This is a genomic window from Pseudomonas kairouanensis (assembly GCF_004682055.1).
GTDB classification, from domain to species: domain Bacteria; phylum Pseudomonadota; class Gammaproteobacteria; order Pseudomonadales; family Pseudomonadaceae; genus Aquipseudomonas; species Aquipseudomonas kairouanensis.
This window is the reverse complement of the sequence record NZ_QUZU01000016.1, coordinates 1-19,701: the sequence shown is the minus strand read 5'-3', so window position 1 is coordinate 19,701 and position 19,701 is coordinate 1. Positions and strand designations below refer to the sequence as shown.

At 62.3% G+C, this 19,701-nt stretch carries 20 protein-coding genes; 8 read left to right on the top strand and 12 right to left on the bottom strand.

What is annotated here, in order from left to right:
* Positions 1 to 129: 129 nt before the first annotated feature.
* The 12 genes from DYL59_RS14575 to fliE form a co-directional block, all read right to left on the bottom strand.
* On the bottom strand, positions 130 to 537 hold the full coding sequence (locus tag DYL59_RS14575; RefSeq protein ID WP_135289829.1) for a hypothetical protein: 408 nt from the start codon (positions 535 to 537) through the stop codon (positions 130 to 132).
* Positions 530 to 2,242 carry a flagellar biosynthesis protein FlhF gene (locus DYL59_RS14570; RefSeq protein WP_135289828.1) on the bottom strand — a complete coding sequence of 571 codons (1,713 nt, stop codon included), beginning with the start codon at positions 2,240 to 2,242 and terminating at the stop codon, positions 530 to 532. The genes DYL59_RS14575 and DYL59_RS14570 overlap by 8 nt, the downstream gene beginning before the upstream one ends.
* Positions 2,239 to 4,335, bottom strand: a complete 2,097-nt coding sequence (gene flhA / locus DYL59_RS14565; RefSeq protein WP_135289827.1) for a flagellar biosynthesis protein FlhA — start codon at positions 4,333 to 4,335, stop codon at positions 2,239 to 2,241. The genes DYL59_RS14570 and flhA overlap by 4 nt, the downstream gene beginning before the upstream one ends.
* Positions 4,332 to 5,501, bottom strand: a complete 1,170-nt coding sequence (gene flhB / locus DYL59_RS14560) for a flagellar biosynthesis protein FlhB (protein WP_135289826.1) — start codon at positions 5,499 to 5,501, stop codon at positions 4,332 to 4,334. Before flhB ends, flhA begins: the two co-directional genes overlap by 4 nt.
* Before the next feature lie 62 nt (positions 5,502 to 5,563).
* Positions 5,564 to 6,424 (bottom strand): flagellar motor protein MotB, encoded by an 861-nt coding sequence (motB, locus tag DYL59_RS14555; RefSeq protein WP_135289825.1) that lies wholly within the window; start codon positions 6,422 to 6,424, stop codon positions 5,564 to 5,566.
* Complete coding sequence (motA, locus tag DYL59_RS14550) at positions 6,421 to 7,278, bottom strand: flagellar motor stator protein MotA (RefSeq protein WP_135289824.1); 858 nt, start codon at positions 7,276 to 7,278, stop codon at positions 6,421 to 6,423. Before motA ends, motB begins: the two co-directional genes overlap by 4 nt.
* A gap of 228 nt (positions 7,279 to 7,506) precedes the next feature.
* Complete coding sequence (flhC, locus tag DYL59_RS14545) at positions 7,507 to 8,058, bottom strand: flagellar transcriptional regulator FlhC (protein WP_101272902.1); 552 nt, start codon at positions 8,056 to 8,058, stop codon at positions 7,507 to 7,509.
* Positions 8,059 to 8,061: 3 nt separating this feature from the next.
* Positions 8,062 to 8,397 carry a flagellar transcriptional regulator FlhD gene (gene flhD / locus DYL59_RS14540; protein WP_135289823.1) on the bottom strand — a complete coding sequence of 112 codons (336 nt, stop codon included), beginning with the start codon at positions 8,395 to 8,397 and terminating at the stop codon, positions 8,062 to 8,064.
* Positions 8,398 to 8,727: 330 nt separating this feature from the next.
* On the bottom strand, positions 8,728 to 9,099 hold the full coding sequence (locus tag DYL59_RS14535; RefSeq protein WP_135289822.1) for a flagellar protein FliT: 372 nt from the start codon (positions 9,097 to 9,099) through the stop codon (positions 8,728 to 8,730).
* A gap of 2 nt (positions 9,100 to 9,101) precedes the next feature.
* Positions 9,102 to 9,503 carry a flagellar export chaperone FliS gene (gene fliS / locus DYL59_RS14530; protein WP_135289821.1) on the bottom strand — a complete coding sequence of 134 codons (402 nt, stop codon included), beginning with the start codon at positions 9,501 to 9,503 and terminating at the stop codon, positions 9,102 to 9,104.
* A 22-nt stretch (positions 9,504 to 9,525) separates the two neighbouring features.
* The gene (fliD, locus tag DYL59_RS14525; protein WP_135289820.1) at positions 9,526 to 10,932 is read right to left on the bottom strand and encodes a flagellar filament capping protein FliD; all 1,407 of its coding nucleotides are present in this window, start codon (positions 10,930 to 10,932) and stop codon (positions 9,526 to 9,528) included.
* 69 nt (positions 10,933 to 11,001) lie between these two features.
* Positions 11,002 to 11,316, bottom strand: a complete 315-nt coding sequence (fliE, locus tag DYL59_RS14520) for a flagellar hook-basal body complex protein FliE (protein ID WP_135289819.1) — start codon at positions 11,314 to 11,316, stop codon at positions 11,002 to 11,004.
* A 198-nt stretch (positions 11,317 to 11,514) separates the two neighbouring features.
* Between fliE and fliF the strand changes: the two genes are divergently transcribed.
* From fliF to fliM, 8 genes are all read left to right on the top strand, one after another.
* Positions 11,515 to 13,227: a flagellar basal-body MS-ring/collar protein FliF gene (gene fliF, locus DYL59_RS14515; RefSeq protein WP_135289818.1), complete on the top strand. Its 1,713-nt coding sequence runs from the start codon at positions 11,515 to 11,517 to the stop codon at positions 13,225 to 13,227.
* Positions 13,217 to 14,215 carry a flagellar motor switch protein FliG gene (gene fliG / locus DYL59_RS14510; protein ID WP_135289817.1) on the top strand — a complete coding sequence of 333 codons (999 nt, stop codon included), beginning with the start codon at positions 13,217 to 13,219 and terminating at the stop codon, positions 14,213 to 14,215. The genes fliF and fliG overlap by 11 nt, the downstream gene beginning before the upstream one ends.
* A complete protein-coding gene (locus tag DYL59_RS14505; protein ID WP_135289816.1) occupies positions 14,208 to 14,885 on the top strand; it encodes a flagellar assembly protein FliH in 678 nt (225 codons plus the stop codon). Before fliG ends, DYL59_RS14505 begins: the two co-directional genes overlap by 8 nt.
* A gap of 26 nt (positions 14,886 to 14,911) precedes the next feature.
* Positions 14,912 to 16,228 (top strand): flagellar protein export ATPase FliI, encoded by a 1,317-nt coding sequence (gene fliI, locus DYL59_RS14500; protein WP_238340688.1) that lies wholly within the window; start codon positions 14,912 to 14,914, stop codon positions 16,226 to 16,228.
* Positions 16,229 to 16,247: 19 nt separating this feature from the next.
* Positions 16,248 to 16,718, top strand: a complete 471-nt coding sequence (fliJ, locus tag DYL59_RS14495) for a flagellar export protein FliJ (RefSeq protein WP_135289814.1) — start codon at positions 16,248 to 16,250, stop codon at positions 16,716 to 16,718.
* Between the two features lie 8 nt (positions 16,719 to 16,726).
* Positions 16,727 to 17,896: a flagellar hook-length control protein FliK gene (locus tag DYL59_RS14490; protein ID WP_135289813.1), complete on the top strand. Its 1,170-nt coding sequence runs from the start codon at positions 16,727 to 16,729 to the stop codon at positions 17,894 to 17,896.
* Positions 17,897 to 18,019: 123 nt separating this feature from the next.
* Positions 18,020 to 18,481, top strand: a complete 462-nt coding sequence (gene fliL, locus DYL59_RS14485; RefSeq protein ID WP_135289812.1) for a flagellar basal body-associated protein FliL — start codon at positions 18,020 to 18,022, stop codon at positions 18,479 to 18,481.
* A 3-nt stretch (positions 18,482 to 18,484) separates the two neighbouring features.
* A complete protein-coding gene (gene fliM / locus DYL59_RS14480) occupies positions 18,485 to 19,540 on the top strand; it encodes a flagellar motor switch protein FliM (protein ID WP_135289811.1) in 1,056 nt (351 codons plus the stop codon).
* Positions 19,541 to 19,701: the final 161 nt, after the last annotated feature.

Genomic DNA, 19,701 nt, shown 5'->3' with positions numbered 1-19,701 from the left:
TGTGCACCACACAAGGTATTCGCCGCTTAAGCCGCCGTAGGAGCGAGCTTGCTCGCGAAAGTCGTTAACGATGATGCGTGCTTCCTGGGTGACGCGGTGCCTGTGCGTTCTTCGCGAGCAAGCTCGCTCCTACAGGGGAGGCTCATTGATCAGGAGTAAGCGCATGGCCAGGTAGCGCTGGGCGGCTTCGTGCAGATTGTTGAGCAGGCCTTCTCGGGGCAAGCCTGCATGTAGCGCCAACACCTGCGTCGGCCCGCCACTGTCACGTAACACACTCAAGGTGTTGAACGCCCGCCGAAACGCATCGAGGTCACTGCCCAGCCAAATCCCCCAGCGCGACTGCGCCAGATCACTGTGATATTTATCCACAGCCTGCACGCGCCAACGAGTCGGGTCACCGACCCAGCGTTGGCCTTGCCGGTGCCAACGCTCCAGCGCCATATGGGCCAGAACAGCTTCCTGCTCAGAGCCCAGTAGCATCAACGTACGACGATTGGTTTGGGCCCACTGACGCAACCCCGCCGCCTGGTCATGCATGCTCGAAGCTGCCGACCACGGCGGACAAGTGCAACAAACCCTCAAGAATGTCCCCGGCATGCCCACGTGGTTTTTTCGGCAGCAGCCCCAGCAGTTGTGCTCGCGCCTGGAACGCCCAGTCCTCGCGGGCCTGGGTCAGGCGGACGGCGCTGGCGGCGAGGCCTGCGGCTAGGTAGTGGCGCGGTTCGGTGTGCAGGTGCGGGTGCAGGTCGAGCAACAGGGTTGAGCCGCGTGCGGTCAGGCTGGCCAGTTCGTCCTGTTGCACCTGGTGCAGCAGTTCGGCGCCTTGTTCATTCAGTTCGTGCTGTTCTTCGACCAGCCAATAGCGTTGGCCCAGGTGTTGGCCGCTGTGGCTGTCTTGCAGGGTGGCGAACCAGGCACGCACGGCGGCGCCTTTGAACGTCACCGGCAAGTGGCTCAGGCTTATCCGTGCGTGTCGGTTGCGGTAGCGCAGTTCGCGTACGCTAAAAATTTTGGCCTGTTTGGCGAGGGTGCCCAGCGGGTGGCGCTCAGTGTTATACACAGCCCGCTGGCCCGCCTTGGCTGGGGTGACCCATGTTGCGGACAACGGGGTTGGTGGCTCGTTGAGAAAGCCATCCCAACACGCCTGCGGCTGGGCCATCAACGGCCAGACCTGCGCCAATAAGGCAAAGCCCTCGACGTGGGTGATCAGGCTGTCGCGCAGCGCGAACACCGCCTTGCGTTGCCCCAGCAGACCGCGCACCAGGGCATCCAGATGTGGGCGTGTCACCTTGCCCGGCGCCGCTGCAAACCGCGACGGGCGTGAGATATCCACAGCCTGCTGCAACACCGTTGAATTGCCCGGCAGTTGCAAATCCTCCGGCACTTGCTGGCCCACCGACAGATAGTTCAGGCGCAGCCCGTGACGCATCACCGTCTCCAGCACCGGCCCCAAGCGCGCCGCTTCGTCGCACTTGCTGATGATGCAGTCGTCCAGCCGGCAACCAGCGGCGTGGGCGGCCTCGCGGTAGGTGTGCACCACTTCGTCCAGGGTGTCGCCGTGGCTGGCGGCGTTGAGCACCAGCATCAGGCGTACACCGCTCAGTTGCTGGATATGGCTGAGCAGGCGTTGATCGCGCTGGCTCATGCCCACGGTGTCGATGATCACCAGGCGTTTGCCAGCCAGCTGGTTCAACAGCGGAGCCAGGGTTGCCTGCGGCCCGAGGGCATGCAGGTCGACGCCGAGCAACCCGGCATAGATATTCAGTTGTTCATGGGCGCCGACCCGAAAGCTGTCGGTGGTCACCAGCGCCACGTTGTCCGGGCCGTGGCGCATTACATAACGCGCCGCCAGCTTGGCGGTGGTGGTGGTTTTGCCCACACCGGTGGGGCCGACCAGCGCGATCACCGTGGGCGCCTTGAACAACTCGGCTTCATGGGTCAGTTGGTTCAAGTGGCTGTCGAGACGGTTCATCAGCCAGGCTTTTAGACGGGCGGGCGTGGCATCGGGCAATTGGGCGGGCCCACGGCCGAGCAGTTCTTGACTGAATGCGGTGCTGAAGCCCGCCTCCAGCAGCCATTCCAACAGTGGCGGGGGGCTTGGGGCGTCTTCGCCCTGAGCCATGATCTCCACACCGTCATCGGTCATGCGGCTGGACAAGATCAGCGCGTCCTCACCCAAGGCCGCCCGCACTTGGTTCATGGCCTCACGGCTGTTGGCGCCGATAAAGCGTTGCGCACTCACTTGGGTTTGCCTCCGATCACGTTAGTCATGCGCAGGGTGCGGTCGTCGGGGATTTCACTCAGGGCGATCACCGTAAGCTGGCGCAAACGCCGACGCAGGAAGCGCGACAACACCGGTCGCAGCTTGTTGGGCACCACCAGCACCGGCGGCTCGCTGCTGTGTTCCTGACGTTGCAGGGTCAGGGTGGTTTGTTGCATCAGGTTGTCCGCCAGGCTTGGCTCCAGTGCACCGCCGTTGCCGACGGCCTGCATCAGCACTTGTTCGAGGTTGAAATCCAGGCCGATCACTTTCAGCTCGGTCTTGTTGCCAAACAGCTGGTTGACGATGGAGCGGCCCAAAGCGATGCGCACCACGGCGGTCAGTTCCTGTACATCCGGCGGTTGCTGCACGCCACCGTGCTCGGCCAGGGCATCGAGGATGGTGCGCATGTCGCGGATCGACACGTTCTCTTCCAGCAGGTTTTGCAGCACGCGCTGAAGCACCGTGAGCGACACCAGCTTGGGCACCACTTCATCGATCAGGCCCTTGCTGTCGGGGCCGAGCTTGTCCAGCAGCTTTTGCACTTCGCCGCGCCCGAGCATGTCTTTGGCGTGCTGGTGCAGCAGGTGGTTGAGGTGGGTGGCGGTGACGGTGCTGGCATCGACCACGGTGTAGCCGTAGATCTGCCCGTGCTCGCGCAGGTTGGGTTCGATCCAGATCGCCGGCAGGCCGAACGCCGGGTCTACCGCAGCGGTGCCCTCCAGTTCGTGGGTGACTTTGCCGGGGTTGATCGCCAGCCACTTGCCGGGGAACACCTCGCCACGGCCGATCTCCACACCCTTGAGGCTGATGATGTAGGTGTTGGCGGCCAGCTCCAGCTTGTCGCGCACATGCACCACCGGCGGCAGAAAGCCCATGTCCTGGGCGAACTTCTTGCGCAGGCTCTTGATGCGCGTGATCAGCTCGCCTTGCTGGCGCGCGTCCACCAGTTGGATCAGCCGATGGCCGACCCGCAGGCTGAGGGTGTCGACCAACTGCACATCGTCCCAGGACGCTTCGCTGCCTTGGGAGGCGGATTTGGGCAGCAGGGTTTGGGTGGGCGAGCCCTCTGGTTCAAGTTCTTCCTGCTTGGAGAACCACCAGCCCAGCCCGGCCAACAGCCCGGTGAGCAGCAAAAACACCAGGTTGGGCATGCCCGGCACCAGGCCCAGCAGGCCCATGACCCCGGCGGTCATCATCAGCACCTTGGGGCGGCTGAACAGCTGGCCCATCATCTGCTGGCCCACGTCCTGTTCTGTGTTGACGCGGGACACGGTCACACCGGCCGCAATCGAAATCACCAGCCCAGGGATCTGCGCCACCAAACCATCGCCGATGGTGAGCATGGTGTAGGTGTGCGCCGCGTCCGAAAACGCCATGCCGTGTTGCAGGATGCCGATGGCCAGGCCGCCGATGATGCACACGCCCATGATCACCAAGCCTGCCACGGCGTCACCGCGCACGAACTTGCTGGCGCCGTCCATGGAGCCGAAAAAGTCCGCTTCCTGGGCCACTTCCTTGCGGCGCTGGCGGGCTTGGGGTTCGCCGATCAGGCCAGCGTTGAGGTCGGCGTCGATTGCCATTTGCTTGCCGGGCATCGAGTCCAGGGTGAAGCGCGCGCCCACTTCGGCGATACGCCCGGCACCCTTGGTGATCACCATGAAGTTGATGGTCACCAGAATCAGGAACAGCGCCAGGCCCACGGCAAAGTTGCCGCCCACCAGGAACTCACCGAAGGCCTCGATCACCTTGCCGGCGGCGTCCGGGCCGGTATGGCCCTCCATTAAAATCACCCGTGTGGAGGCCACGTTCAGCGACAGGCGCAGCAAGGTGGTAAACAGCAGCACCGAGGGGAACGCCGAGAAGTCCAGGGGCTTTTGCGTGAGCATGCTGACCATCAACACCATGATTGCCAGGGCGATGTTGAAGGTGAACAACAGGTCGAGGATGAAGGTGGGCAGCGGCAAAATCATCATCGACAAGATGAGCACGATCAGCACGGGGCCGGTCATGACCTTCAAGTCGGTGTTGGCCAGCCAGGAGTCGGGGCCGAATAAATCGGTCATGCCTTTCATGTGTTCGGTTCATCCTCAGGTGTCGGGTTGCGCGGGCCACGCTGGTCCATGCCGGGCGGTACGTTCAGATTGACCGGGGTGGGGGGCAGGTCGCCGCCTTGTTCGCCGACGCGCTTGAGGCGGATGGCCCAAGCGACCACTTCGGCGACCACGGTGTACAGCTCGATGGGGATCTCACGGTCCAGATCGACGTGGAAATACAGGGCCCGCGCCAGGGGCGGGGCTTCAAGAATGGGCAAGTGATGCTCGGTGGCGATTTCGCGGATGCGCAGGGCCACGTCATCGGCGCCCTTGGCGACCACGCGGGGCGCACCGTTCTTTTCTTTCTGGTACGACAAGGCCACCGCAAAGTGGCTGGGGTTGGTGACGATCACATCGGCCTTGGGCACCTTGCTCATCATGCGACGGCGTGCGCGGGCCTGTTGTACCTGGCGGATCTTGGCTTTTACGTGGGGGTCGCCGTCGGAATTCTTGTGTTCCTGGCGTTGCTCCTCTTTGGACATGCGCAGGTTCTTGGCGTAGGTCCACAGCTGGTAGGGCACGTCCATGCCCACCACGATAATCAGCGAGGCCACGCACATGGCGCAGGCGCTGGCGGTGAGGCTCATCATCGCGGCCAGGGCTTTTTGCGCGGGCATGTGGGGCAGGGTCAGCAATTGGTCTAGATGGCTGCGCAGGAACATATAGATGACGAGGCCGATCAGGCTGGCCTTGGCGATGGCCTTGGCCAGTTCCACCAGCACCTGCACCGAGAACAACCGCGCCAACCCGCTTATGGGGTTGACCCGCGAGAACTGCGGGCGCACGGCCTTGAGGGTGATCACCAGCCCGCCGAGCAACGCCGGTGCGGCGAGGGCGGCCAGCACCATCAGGGCAAAAAACGGCGCCAGGGCAAACAGCGCGGTCTGGGCCAACACCCACAGGGTGCTGAGCATGCGTGCGGTGTCGAACAGTTGGGCGCGGTCGAACAGCAACGCCTGTTCCATTACTTGGCCCAGTTCGTCATACAGATGGCCGCCAAGCAGCCACAGCCCGCCGATGCCGGCCAGCAGCATGACGAAGGTGTTCATTTCGCGGGAACGGGCGACCTGGCCTTCTTCACGGGCCTTCTCTATTCGTCGCGGGGTCGCCGCTTCGGTCTTGTCTTCTCTGCTGGTCTCGGCCATGGCCGGTATTGTGCGTAGACGGCCTGTTCACCTATCGCGCAAACACCCGGCAAAATCCCGCGTTATTGGGCAGATGGTTCTTGTGCAGATGGCTCCGCTGGGCCGTATTCCTCCTGGGACAAAATGCGCTCGGCCACGCGCTTGTCGAGCACGATGATCTCGATGCGCCGGTTGGCCGCGTCATACGGCCCGGCACCGTAGAAGCGAATACGATCGGCCATGCCGGACACCCGCAGCAACTTGTCGGAGTCCAACCCGCCGGCCACCAGTTCCTGGCGCGAGGCCTTGGCGCGGTCGGCAGACAAATCCCAGTTGTTGTAGCCCGCATCACCGCCAGGGTAGGGGTGGCTGTCGGTGTGCCCGCTGATTTGAATGCGGTTGGGCAACTCATTGAGCACCGGGGCGAAGGTCTTGAGCAGCTTGCGCAGGTAAGGCGCCACATTGGCGCTGCCCAGTTCGAACATCGGGCGCTTGTCGGTATCGAGCAGTTGCACGCGCAGGCCTTCGGGGCTCAGTTCAATCGCGATCTGCTGCTTGAGTTCGCGCAGCTGCGGGTCGTGGTCCACGGCGTTGTCCAGGCGTTGCTTGAGGGATTCGAGGTGGCGCCGCTCTTCGCCGGACAGGCGCGGTGTGTAGCGGGTTTTTTCACCTTCGGTGGTGCGTGGGTCCGGGCCGCCGCCGGGGATGGCGCTGGCGCTGTTGGCGTTGCGATCGCCTTTGCTCATGGCTGCCAGCAGCGGGGTGCTGAAGTAGTCGGCAATCGCATCCTTGTCGTTTTTGCTGGCGTTGGACAGCACCCACAACACCAAAAACAGCGCCATCAACGCGGTCATGAAGTCGGCGAAGGCGATCTTCCAGGCACCACCGTGGTGGCCGTGCTTGGCGGCTTTTTTGCGGCGGATGATGATCGGGCGGTCGCTCATGCGCCGCTGCCACGTACGTAGGTTTCCAACTCCAGGGCGCCGGGGCGTTCACTGGTGTGCAGGGCCTTGCGACCGAATTCCACCGCCAGTTGCGGCGGCAAGCCTTGCACGCTGGCCAAGAGCGTGACGCGGATGCATTGCAGCATCTTCACCGACTCGGCGGCCTGGCGGTCGATGCGACTGGCCAGCGGTGCCACCAAGCCGTAGGCCAGGTAAATGCCAAGGAAGGTGCCGACCAGCGCGTGGGCAATCATCTGGCCCATCAAGTCCGGCCCCACGTTCACCGCACTCAACGCCTTGACCACCCCCATCACCGCCGCAACGATGCCGAATGCGGGCAAAGCATCGCTGACTTTATAGAGGGCATCGGAGGGCAAACCTGCCTCGTGCTCAAAGCCTTCAATTTCATGCAGCATCAGTTCATCGAGTTCATGGGCCTGCATGGCACTGCTCACCAGCAGGCGCAGGTAATCGGTGATAAACAGGATGATCAGCGGGTCGCTGACCAGGCGCGGGTATTGGGTGAAAATCGGGCTTTGGGTGGGATCGTCGATATCCCGCTCCAGGCTCAGCATGCCTTCGCGACGGGCCTTGCTGAGCAGGGCATAGAGCATGCCCATCAATTCCAGGTACAGGGTTTTGTCGTACTTGGCGCTGCGCTTGAAGCGCGAAATGGCAGTGAGGGTGGCGCGGATGGCCTTGCCGTTATTGGCGGCGATAAAGGCCCCCACACCGGCGCCGGCGATCATCAGCAGTTCGGTGGGTTGGTACAGCGGGCCAAGGCTGCCGCCGGACAGGACGAAGCCTCCGAACACGGAGAGCAGTACAACGATAAGCCCGGAGACGATGAGCACGAGGTCGTTCCTTAGATTCAAGCAATGGGTGACTTGCTGAATATCGGCAACGGCGGGGGCTCAATTGAGGGCTTTTTGAACATGCGCTAAAGACAAACCAACACAGGTCCAATGTGGGAGGGGGCTTGCTCCCGATGGCAGTGTGTCAGTCAACTAATAGGTAGCTGACCCACCATCATCGGGAGCAAGCCCCCTCCCACATTGGACCTGCTTTGACTTGAAGACCGCTCAGGCCTTGCGAATCAGCAACTGTGCATCGATATCCCGGCGCTTGAGGGTCTTCCCCGCCCGCGACGGCGGCTGGCAAATGCCACACACATAATGCTGCGCCGGCGCATGGGAGTGCGCCACGAACTCGCCGGAGCAACACGAACAACGGATCAGCTCCAACATGTCACTTTCAAAAAAACGCACCAAGGTCCAGGCCCTCGTGAGGCCCAGCACCAGTTCGCCTTCCTGGTCGCCGACTTGTTCCAGGTACAGCCGATAGGCTTTGACGAACGCATCGATGCGATGCCCGCCGATTTCCATCAGGCTGCGGTAGATACCGTAGAACAGCGACGAGTGAATGTTGGGCAGCCATGTCACGAACCAGTCGGTGGAGAAGGGCAGCATGCCTTTGGGTGGCGAGGCGCCTCGCACTTCCTTGTAGAGACGGATCAGACGACCCCGGCTCAGCGAGGTCTCCGTTTCCAGCACCTGCAGCCGTGCACCCAGTTCAATCAGTTCGATTGCCAGTTGCACTTGCTGCATTTCGGTGACCAGGCTTTTGTCTGACATGGGTCAGCCTTCCCCGATACGCAAATCGCCTGTGCGATCAGCGGCCGCCATCAGCAGTGCGGAATGGATCTCCACCATGCCCAGTTCGCGGGCGTTGCCCAGCACCTTGGACAGGCGCTCGGTCTCTTCAAAAACCGGTCGGCAAATCAGTTGGTTAACCCGTGCCAGTTGGGTCATTTGCTTGCTGCTTAGTTTGGTCAGCAAGTCGGCCATTTGTTCGCTGAGTTTCAGGCGAAAAATGGCGATCTCGCGATCTTTGCGCAATAAATTCTGGGCCAGCAATAAATACGTAAGATTCAGGTCCTGGATGTCTTCAAGCTCAGTGTTGGTATTTGGCAACTTTCTACCCCTCCCGTTGGGTACTACAGTTCGGCACACCTAATGGTGTGACCTCTGGCAGACAGTGCTGCAAATCGACAAGTACTAAAGTCAGGCGTTTAGGGTTGTACAACGAGTGCCTGTTTGTAGCGTTATTCGGTTATTCATGCTCCCGACCATCCGCTAGCTGGTCGTGAATACCGAGATTTTTAATTTTTTCTAAAGTATCAAGAACGCCGTACGATAACAGACTGAGGGGTGTTATTTCTTGTCTGTTTTCAGTGATTTATCGTACCTCAAAGATATTTTCACACTAATGTGTCGTGCGTAGAGACAGCGTGTAGGTGCTTGTTATTTCTTTCGATACAAATAATGGCTTATTGGTATCACTTGATTCGAAGATGCGCGGTAGGCGTTATTCAAATTGCTCTTCTTGCGATTGATCTGCATCAACTCGCCCAGGTCATTTTGTCGCGCATGCAAGAACGAATTTACTTGCTCTTCCAGGGCCAGTATCTGGCTAAGTAGTTCAAGTTTGTATTGTTGGCCATTTGCATCCAGATCAACTTGGTCTTGTGCGCGGCGCAAGTAAGCCGCGTCGATCAGGCCTTGGGACTTTAACGCGAAGATCCCATCCCAATCCGCTTGCTTGGCGCATTCGAGCAGACGCTGGGATTGTTCGAGCAATTGTTCGTAAGCGGCGATCAGTTGTGATTGCATCATGGCTACCGCTCTTCCTCGGTGTGCGATCCAATGGCCAGCCAGGCGGCGGCGACATTTTCCAGCAACGCGGCGGCCGTAGTCAGTGCTGTGTCGTCGTTGTTCAGGTTCGCGCGCAGCAGCAAGCGCACGATGTAGTCGTAGAGTTGGTCCAGTTGCACGGCAATTTCACCTCCTTGTTCAAGATTCAACGAGGCCCTTAAACCCTGGCTCACAATGTTGATTGCCTTGGTAATGGCCTGGCCTTTTTCGCCAATGCGGCCAGCCTGCAGGTGCAGGCGTGCAATGCGGATCGACGCCTGGTAGCTGTCGAACAGCATCACGATGCGTTGGTGGGGGGAGGCCGCCAAGATGCCGCTTTCCACGCCGACCTTGGCGTAGGCGTTCGCGTCCCGATAGGCATTCATTGAGTGTGCTCCGCGTGGTTCTTCAATCGCTGCTGTTGAGTGCATCGAACTGGGTGGTCAGGTAGTCGGCCGTGGAATTGAGCGACGAAATCAAGGTGTCGAGCTGGGTGAATTGTTCGGTCCAGCGCGCCATCTCGGAGTCGATCAATGCCTGCTTTTCCTCGTAACGGTCTTCCAACTGTTCCAGCTTGGTGGCCAGGCTGTCCGTGCGCGCGACGATCAGGCCGTCGTCTTCGTCCAGGTAGGTGTCGAGGTCGGTCGTTATCTGGCCGATAAAACCGGACGTGCCATCGGTGCCAGTGAAGAACTCCGACACGGCGTCGATGTTGTCGGTGATGGCGCTGGTCAGGGTGTCTTCGTCGATCAGCAACGTACCGTCCACTTCCAGGGAAATGCCCAGTTGCGACAGGTAGCTGAAGGTGCCACTGCCGACGGCGCTGTACAGGTCGCTGCTCAGCTTGGTGCTGATGCGTCGGGTGGTCGAGTCGCCCAGCAATTCGCCTGCGGTATCAGCGTCCGCGTCATAAGAGGTCAAGGTATCCACGGTGGACACGTAGCTGTTGTAGGCCGTGACGAATGCCGAAACGGCGTCGTAGATGGCGTCGGTATCCTGGGAAATCGTCAGGGTTTGCGCGCTGCCGGTTGCGCTCAGGTTCAGGGTGATGCCTTGCAGTGCGTCTTCGACGGTGTTGGTCTGGCTGGTGATGGAAATACCGTTGATGGTCAGCTCGGCGTCGAGGGCTTCTACCGTCTGGGTCATGTTGCCGGTGCTGCCGTCGTAGCCAAACAGGCTGGAGGCCGCGTCGGTGCTGTCGTCGCTGGTGTAGCTCACGGTCATTTCCGACGCGGTGCCGGTGCTGTCCGAGGTGAGTACCAGGCGATACGGCGTGCCGCTGCCGTCGTTGACGATGGACGCAGTGACCCCGGCGCCGGAGGCATTGATAGCGGTGCGAATGCCTTCCAGGGTGTTGTTGCTGCTGGTCAGGGTGATCGACACCGCGTCTTCGGAACCCACTTGCAGGGTCAGGGTGCCGGTGCCCAGGGCCGTGGTTTTGCTGGCCACGCCATCGGTGGTGAGGCTTTGGGCCTGGGCCAGTTGGGTCACTTCCAGCTTATAGGTGCCGGCCACCGCGTCGCTGGTGGTGGCGGCCGTGACACCGCTGCCGGACAGGCTGGTGGTCAGCGAATCGTACAGGCTCGAATCGGCCAGGGCTTCGGCAGCGGTTTGCAACTTGGTCAGGGCGCTGGTCAGGGTGCCGTAGGCGGTGATCTCGGCGTTGACCGAGGTTTCCTGGTTGGTGATGGGGGTCAGCAGGCTGGCTTCCTTGGATTCCTCCAGGCTGGTCAGGATGCTGTCCAGGTCAAGGCCGGAGCCGACCCCAAGGGAAGTGATGGTTGCCGTCGACGTGCTGGAGGTAGTGGTTGCCATGTGTGCCTGTCCTGGTTTGTGCGCTTGAACCGAACATCGGCAAACGAGCAGCCCGTCTTTAGGGCTTTTTTAAACCTGCATCGCCATCACGTCTTTGTAGGCCGTGAGCAGGCGGTTGCGCACCTGCACGCCCATCTGGAAGGCCACGCTGGCTTTTTGCGAGTCGGCCATCACATCGCTCAACGACACTGACTCGCTGCCCGCCTGGAACGCGTTGGACTGGCGCGTGGCGGTCTGTTGCAACTGGTTGATGCGCTGCAACGACGACTGCAATTCGCCGGCAAACCCGGTGGCCGGGGCCATGCGCTGGCTGCTCGCGCCTTCGGCCTGTTCGGCCAGCAGCGACAGTTGTTGCAGGGCGTTGGTGAGGGCGGATGAATTCATGGTGCAGGCCTCATAGGCAGCGATCAGGCCAGCAGATTACCAAGGGGGCCAGCCTGCACATTCGCCCAATTGAGCACAAAAGCGGTGGCTTTTCCGGAGTTTGGCTTTGGGCATTTTCGCCAGAATGAAGCCCTTACTACAGTTACCGGACGCTGCAATGTCTTTTGTACAGGCCCTACCCTCGCCATCGAGGTGTTCGTGAGTACCGCAGTCCTGGCCAAAGGCGCGCAAAAGAATCTGGCTCCTCCCGCCAAGGTCAAGCCGTTGGAGGCGTTGACCACGTTGTTTCGCAACCAGCCCCTGTTGCCCTTGCTGCTGGCCGCCGCCACCGTGATTGCGGTGGTGGTGGCGTTGTTGCTGTGGGCGCGTGAACCGGAATACCGCGTGTTGTTTTCCGGCCTGAGCGAGGCGGACGGCGGGCAAATCATTGGCGAGCTGGACAAGCGCGCCATTCCTTATCGCCTGAGCGAAGGCGGCAACACCATCCTGGTGCCCGGTGAAAAAATGAGCGCCCTGCGCCTGCAGCTGGCCGAACAGGGCTTGCCCAAAGGCGGCAGCGTCGGCTTTGAATTGCTCGATAAACAGGCCTTCGGCGTCAGCCAGTTTGCTGAACACCTCAACTACCAGCGCGGCCTGGAAGGCGAGTTGGCGCGCACCATCGAGTCCCTGGGCCCGGTGGCCAAGGCGCGGGTGCATCTGGTGATGGCCAAGCAATCGGTGTTTGTGCGCGACCGTGAAGCCGCCCGTGCTTCGGTGGTGCTCACCCTGCAACCCGGCCGTGAGCTGGGGCAAAGCCAGGCCAGCGCGATTGTGCACCTGGTCACCTCCAGCGTGCCGGAACTGAGCGTGGATGCGGTGACCGTGGTCGATCAGAACGGCCGCCTGTTGTCCCAGGTCCAAGGCGACAGCAACGGCCCGGACGGCACGCATCTGGACTACGTGCATGAGATCGAGCGCTCCTATCAGCGCCGCATCGAAGACATCCTCACGCCGTTGCTCGGCAGCCAGAACGTGCATGCCCAGGTGGTCGCCCAGGTGGATTTTTCTACCCGTGAAAGTACCGCCGAACGCTACGCGCCCAACCAGGATGCGAACACAGCGGCCGTGCGCAGCAAGCAAACCTCCGAACACGTCGTGCAAGGCGACGACGCCGGCCGAGGCGTACCGGGTGCGCTGACCAACTCGCCACCCAATACGCCTGCGCCGACCAAGGCCAATGCGCCGACGCCAGCTGGCGCTGCTCCCGCTGCCGCTGACACCAAAGCCGCCAAGAGCGCCACCCAAAGCGAGCACATGATCAACTACGAGGTCGACCGCAACGTCGAGCACGTCAAGTCGAGCCTGGGCACGATCCAACGCCTCACCACCGCCGTCGTGGTCAACTACCGCAGCGTGCTCAAGGACGGCGTCGCGAGCACCGAGCCGCTGAGCAAGGAAGAGCTGGACAACATCAACAACCTGGTGCGCCAGGCCATGGGCTTCACCGAAAGCCGTGGCGATGCCTTGCAAGTGATCAACAGCCCGTTCGTGACCGAAGACCTTTCGGTCACCGAACAGCCATGGTGGAAAACTCCCGAGGCCTACAACCTGCTGAGCAGTGGCCTGCGTTACCTGCTGGTGGCCTTTGCCGCGCTGGCACTGTGGTGGTGGGTACTGCGCCCGATGCAAAAACGCAATGCCCAGCACCAGGCGCAAATGCTCGCGGCCACTGCCGAGCCAGGCACCGCGCTGGTGCCGACCAGCACCAGTACCGCCATGGTCGTTGCCGGTGGCGATAACACGCCGCACACCTTGCCGCGCAAGTCGGCGGTGTATGAGCAGAACATGCAGAGCCTGCAACAGATTGCCGCCGAAGACCCGCGTCTGGTGGCCATGATCGTGCGCGGATGGATGAAAAAAAATGACCAGTAAAATGACCGGCTCGCGCCGCAGTGCGATCTTGCTGCTGTCGTTGGACGCCGACAGCGCGGCGGAAGTGTTCAAGTTCTTGCCCAGCAGCGATGTAGAAGCCATCAGCATGGAAATGGCGCGCCTGAGCCAGGTGTCCCATGAAGAAATGCGCCTGGTGCTGGAAGAGTTCATGGACGAGACCGACCAATACGCGGCCATCAATATCCAGACCAGCGACCATATCCGCGCCGTGCTCACCAAGGCCCTGGGCAGCGAACGCGCCGCCAGCCTGATCGACGACATCCTGGAGAACACCAACACCGGTTCGGGCATCGATAAGCTCAACCTGATGGAAGCCTCAATGGTGGCCGAGATGATCCGCGACGAACACCCGCAGATCATCGCCACCATCCTGGTGCACCTGGAGCGGCACCAGGCCTCGGACATCCTGCAATTGCTGCCCGACCGCCTGCGCAACGACATCATCCTGCGTATCGCCACCTTCAGCGGCGTACAGCCGGTGGCCTTGCAGGAACTGACCGAAGTGCTCGGTGTGATGCTCGACGGCCAAAGCCTCAAGCGCAGCAAAATGGGTGGCGTACGCACGGCGGCCGAGATCCTCAACCTGATGAGTTCGGCCCACGAAGAACTGGCCATCGGCACCGTGCGCGAACACAGCGACGACCTGGCGCAGAAGATCCTCGACGAAATGTTCCTGTTCGAAAACCTGATCGACGTGGACGACCGTGGCATCCAGACCCTGTTGCAGCAGGTGGATCAAAACTCCCTGGCCATCGCCCTCAAGGGCTCGCCGCCGGCGTTGCTCGAACGCTTCCTGCACAACATGTCCCAGCGTGCCGGGCAGTTGTTCCGCGAAGACATGGAAGCGCGTGGGCCGATCCGTATGTCGCAGATCGAAACCGAGCAGAAGGCCATCCTGGCGGTGGTGCGACGCTTGTCCGACAGCGGCGATATCGTGACGGCACGCGGTAACGACACCTATGTCTGACCGCTGGCAGCCTTGGCAGATGGACCCGTTGGGCAGCCCGGCCACGCCCAACGACGACCCCCAGACCACCCACCGCGAGCGCCTGCGCAAGCAAGCCTTCCAGCACAAGCTGGAAATGCAGGTGCTGCGCGAGAAAACCATCGCCGAGGCCCAGCAACTCGGGCATGCCCAAGGTGTGGAACAAGGTTATGCACAGGGCCTGGACGAAGGGCGCCAGGCCGCTGCGGTGGAGTTGCAGCAGCAGCGGGTGCAAGCCCTGCAACCCTTGCTGACGCTGTGTCGCAACTTTGACGATGCGCTCAAGACAATGGACCAGCACATCGCCCACCAACTGGTACGTATTGCCTTGGACGCCGCGCGGCAATTGGCTGGCGACGCACTGAGCGCCCAGCCCGAACAAGTGCTGGTGCTGGTGCAGGGCATGCTCGACAGCGACCTGGAACTCACCGGCAAACCCAAACTTTGGCTCAACCCCGAGGATTTGCAGCGCGTGCAGGACAGCCTCGGCGAACAGGTCGAAGCAGCGGGCTGGGTGTTGCAGGCCGACACCGCGATGCTGCCCGGCGGTTGCCGGGTGGCCAGCGCCAGCGGTGAGCTGGACGCCACGCGGCCGTCACGTTTGGGCCTGCTCACGCGCAACGTCGAGCGCGCCCTGGATGAATTGCCGTGAACCCGCATATCGCTCGGTGGAGCCGGGTGTTGGACGCCTGCCAGGGCAAGCCGTTGCAGATCGCGCCGCACCTGCGCAGCGGGCGCATCACCCGCGCCACCGGCATGGTGCTCGAAGCGGTGGGCCTGCGCCTGCCGCTGGGGGCGGCCTGCCGGATTGAACTCACCGATGTGTTTGCCGAAGCCGAAGTGGTCGGTTTTGCCGGTGAGACCCTGTACCTGATGCCCTTGGTGGAAATCCACGGCCTGCAACCGGGCGCACGGGTATTTGCCGCCGCCGAGGGCGATGGTAATCGCAGCTTTCCCCTCGGCATGGGGTTGCTCGGTCGTGTGCTCGACAGCGGCGGCCAGCCGTTGGACGGGCGAGGCCCGCTGCCGGGCGCCCATCACGCTGGGCTGCATACCCAGCCGCTCAACCCCCTCAAGCGAGCGCCAATTGATCGGCAGATCGACGTGGGCATCCGCGCCATCAATGCCTTGCTGTGTGTGGGGCGCGGCCAGCGCCTGGGCCTGTTTGCCGGGTCCGGGGTGGGCAAGTCGGTACTGCTGGGCATGATGGCCCGCTACACCCAGGCCGATGTGATCGTGGTGGGGCTGATCGGCGAGCGGGGCCGCGAGGTGCAGGACTTTATCGACAACATCCTCGGCGAAGAGGGCCTGCGCCGTTCGGTGGTGGTCGCAGCGCCTGCCGATACGTCGCCGCTGCAACGCTTGCAAGGCGCGCTGTACGCCACGCGGGTGGCCGAGGATTTTCGCGAGCAGGGCAAGGACGTGTTGCTGATCATGGACTCCCTGACCCGCTACGCCATGGCCCAACGGGAAATCGCCTTGGCGGTGGGCGAGCCGCCGGCCACCAAAGGCTACCCGCCGTCGGTGTTCGCCAAGCTGCCCAAGCTGGTGGAGCGCACCGGCAATGGCCCGCCCGGCGGTGGCTCGATCACCGCGTTCTATACGGTGCTCAGCGAAGGCGACGACCAACAGGACCCGATTGCCGACTCGGCGCGGGCGATCCTCGACGGGCACATCGTGCTGTCGCGCCACCTGGCCGAAAGCGGGCACTACCCGGCCATCGACATTGAGGCGTCCATCAGCCGGGCCATGACCGCTATTGCCAGCGATGCCCAGCAGCGCAAGGCCAACCAACTCAAGCAGGCGCTGTCCCGCTACCAGCGCAACCGCGACTTGATCAGCGTTGGCGCCTATTCCCAGGGCCATGACCTGCAACTGGACCGGGCGGTGGGCTTGTACCCGCATATCGAGCGCTTCCTGCAACAGCGCATCGACGACCGCGCCAGCGTCGATGAAACCCTGCATGGCCTCAACCTGTTGTTCCCCGGCAACTGACCTTTTCGAGTAAGCATCGATGGCTAACCAATCCCTGCACCTGTTGATCGAAATCGCCGCCAAGGCCCGCGACGTCGCGGCCCGTGCCCTGGCCCAAAGCCGCACGGCTGAACAGCAGGTGATCAACCAGTTGCGCACTCTGGACCAGTACCAGCAGGAGTACCGCCAGAACCTGCAACTGGAACTGGCCAAGGACGGCATGAGCCCCTCGGCACTCACTAATTACCGGGGCTTTTTGCAGTCGCTGGAAGAGGCGGTAGAACGGGCGCAAAAAAGCCTGGAGCGCCACCGCAAACAAGTGGCCCACCACCAGCTCACCTGGATGGCGCAGTGGCGCAAGGTCAGCTCGATCGAGGCCTTGCTGGACCGACGTGCCCAGCAGGAACAGGTGCGTCTCGGGCGGGTGGAGCAACGCCAGTCCGATGAAATGGCCAGCCAGTTACGCCGTCGCACGGCGACGTTTCCTTCCTCCCTCGACAGCGGCCTCTAAGGAACACCATGGATATTCTCGCGACGTTAGTGCCTCAGGCTGCCGCACCGGTGCAGGCCAGTACTGCCACCACCGACACCGCGACGACGCCCGAGCAATCGTTTTCGGCGGTGTTGAGCCAAGTGACCAGCGCCGCGCCGGAGCCATTGCCGGTGGCGCAGCCGCTACCGGTGGTTGCGGTGGTGCCGGAGGTGGCCGTCGCGCCTGAACCGGTGGCAACACCTGCGCCGGTAACCGTGCAACCGTTGCCAGTGGCTGAGCCGCAAACGGTGGCGGTGGAGGAGGTTGTAAGTGTGCTGCCTGCTGAGCCGGCATCCGAGGTTGAAGAACCCAAACCGACCACCAAAGCCGACAGCAGCCTGGACGATATCCGCCAGCGCATGGCCCTCATCGAAAGCGCCGGCCAGTTGGATGCCGCAGCGGTGATCGTGGTGCCGCCGATTCCGGTCAACGTGCCGGTGCCGGTCAGTGTTGCTGCGGCGGACCCTGCTCCCGTGGTCAGCAGCACACCGGTGCACAGCCAAAGCCTGCCTGTGGCTGATGACGAACCTGACGACACCGCCGACCCTGTGGACCTGCCCGATGCCCTGCCGACATTGGTTGCCAGTGTCGCCGACAGCATCCCAGCGGTGCAGGCGCAAACCGATGACAGGCAGCCGGATAGCCAGTCCAATAGCCAGCCGGACCCACAAACAGTCTTCAACCTTGCGCCCGCGTCGTTCGCCCCGGCGAGCACCGTCGCAACCAACAGCGTGGCGAACAGCAGCCTGGTCCTCACCGCCGCCATCGGCAGCACCGATTGGGCGGCGGACTTGGGCCAACAGATGGTCGGTATGGTCACCCGTGGTGATCAACAGGTGGACCTGCGCCTGCACCCCGCCGAGCTAGGGCCGTTGTCCATCAGCCTCAACCTGAACGACGGCACCACCCAGGCCCAGTTCCAAGTGGCCCATGCGTCGGTGCGGACGGCAGTGGAGCAGGCGTTGCCGCAATTGCGCGAAGCCTTGGCCAGCCAGGGCATCGCGCTGGGGCAGGCGTCGGTGAGCGATCAGTCTTCGCGCCAGCAGCCCCAGCGTGATCCGCAACCTCAGTCGGCAAGCGCGCCGGTAAGGCGCACCGAGCCGGCACCCGTCCAGCAGGTGGTGCTGAGCGGCTCAGCGATTGACCTGTACGTCTGAATCCCAAATCAAAACAGCGAGATACCGCCGTTAGCCTGGTCTTATCGCGCCATGGGCGGGGCAGGGCGGTGTTCATACTTGAGCCCTGCCTAACCGCTTTCCTCTATTCGATGGTTTTCGCCAATGACCACCCCCCGCAAAACCCCCTGGCTCTTGATTCTGCTGCTGGCGCTGGTCGTCGTCGCGGGCAGTAGCGCTGGCACCTACGTGTACATCAGCCAGAACGTGCATGCCGATGAACCGGTGAAAGCCCAGCCCAAGCCCCAGGCGCCACGGCTGGTCACCATCGCCCCGATGACCGTCAACCTGGTGAACGAGCGCGATGAGCCCAGCCTGCTCTACGTAGGCTTTGCCCTGGAAGTGGCCGACGACGCGACCCAGACCCAACTGCAGGCCTACATGCCCCAGGTACGCAGCCAGTTGCTGACCCTGCTCAGCGGGCAAAACACCACTCAGGTGATCACCCCCCAGGGCAAGGCGGCGCTTGCCGCGCGCATCCTGGACACCCTCAAGCAGCCCCTGGCGCCGCAGCAGCCTGAACCCTCGGTGCTGCGCGTGCTGTACACCGACTTTATCGTGCAGTAACCCATGGCCATCGACGATTTGCTCTCCCAGGACGAGATCGACATGCTGCTTCGCGGCAGCGACGAAACCGACGCCGCCCACGAAGAGGCCGGTACCCTGGACGCTTCACGGGTACGCCCCTACGACCCGGCGACCCAGCACCGGGTGATCCACGAGCGTTTGCACGCCCTGGACATCATCAACGAACGCTTTGCCCGTTACTTTCGCATGGCGCTGTTCAACCTGATCCGGCGCAGCATCGACATCACCGTCAAGAGCGTGCGCTACCAGAGCTACAGCGAATTCTCGATGCACATGCCAATGCCCACCAACATCAACCTGCTGGCGATGAAACCGCTGCGGGGCACGGCGCTGGTGGTGTTCCCGCCGGCGGTGGTGTTCATGGTGGTGGACAACCTGTTCGGCGGCGACGGGCGCTTTGTCACCAAGTCCGAAGGCCGCGAATTCACCCACACCGAGCAGCGCATCATCCGCCGTTTGCTGGGCCTGTCGGTGGACGCCTACAAGGACGCCTGGAAGTCGGTGTACCCGCTGGAGATCGAATACCTGCGCTCGGAGATGCAGGCCAAGTTCGCCAACATCACCAGCTCCCCCAATGAAATCGTGGTCAACGCCACGTTCCACCTGGAGGTGGGCAACCTCTCCAGCGATTTCAACATCGTGATCCCGTATTTGATGATCGAGCCGATGCGCCAGTTGCTCAACGGCCCGCTCACCGACACCAACCCGGAAGAAGAGCGCAACTGGAACAAGCGCATGGCCGGCGAGATCACCCATTCGGAAATTGAACTGATCGCCGACTTTGTCGAAATGGATGCCCGTGTGGGGCAGGTCATGGCGCTCAAGGTGGGCGATGTGTTGCCCATCGAACTGCCCGACATCATCAATGCGCGGGTCGATGGCGTGCCGGTCATGACCTGTGAATACGGCAGCCAGAACGGCCTGCGCGCGTTACTTGTGAAGGACCTGGTCGATCACTCCCTGAGCCTTTCTTCCTCTTCTACCAGCCGATTCGTGAAGGGCCACGTGTCCACTGCCAAGGAATCCGACCATGACTGATTCAAACACCACTCCGCCCGAAGCGCCGGACGAATGGGCCGACGCCCTGGCCGAACAGACGATTGCCGAAGGCGCGGACGACGACCCCTGGGCCATCGCCCTGGCCGAACAAGAGGCGGCTGAAGCCCCGGCGCCGAGCGTGGGCGCCAGCCTGTTCAAGC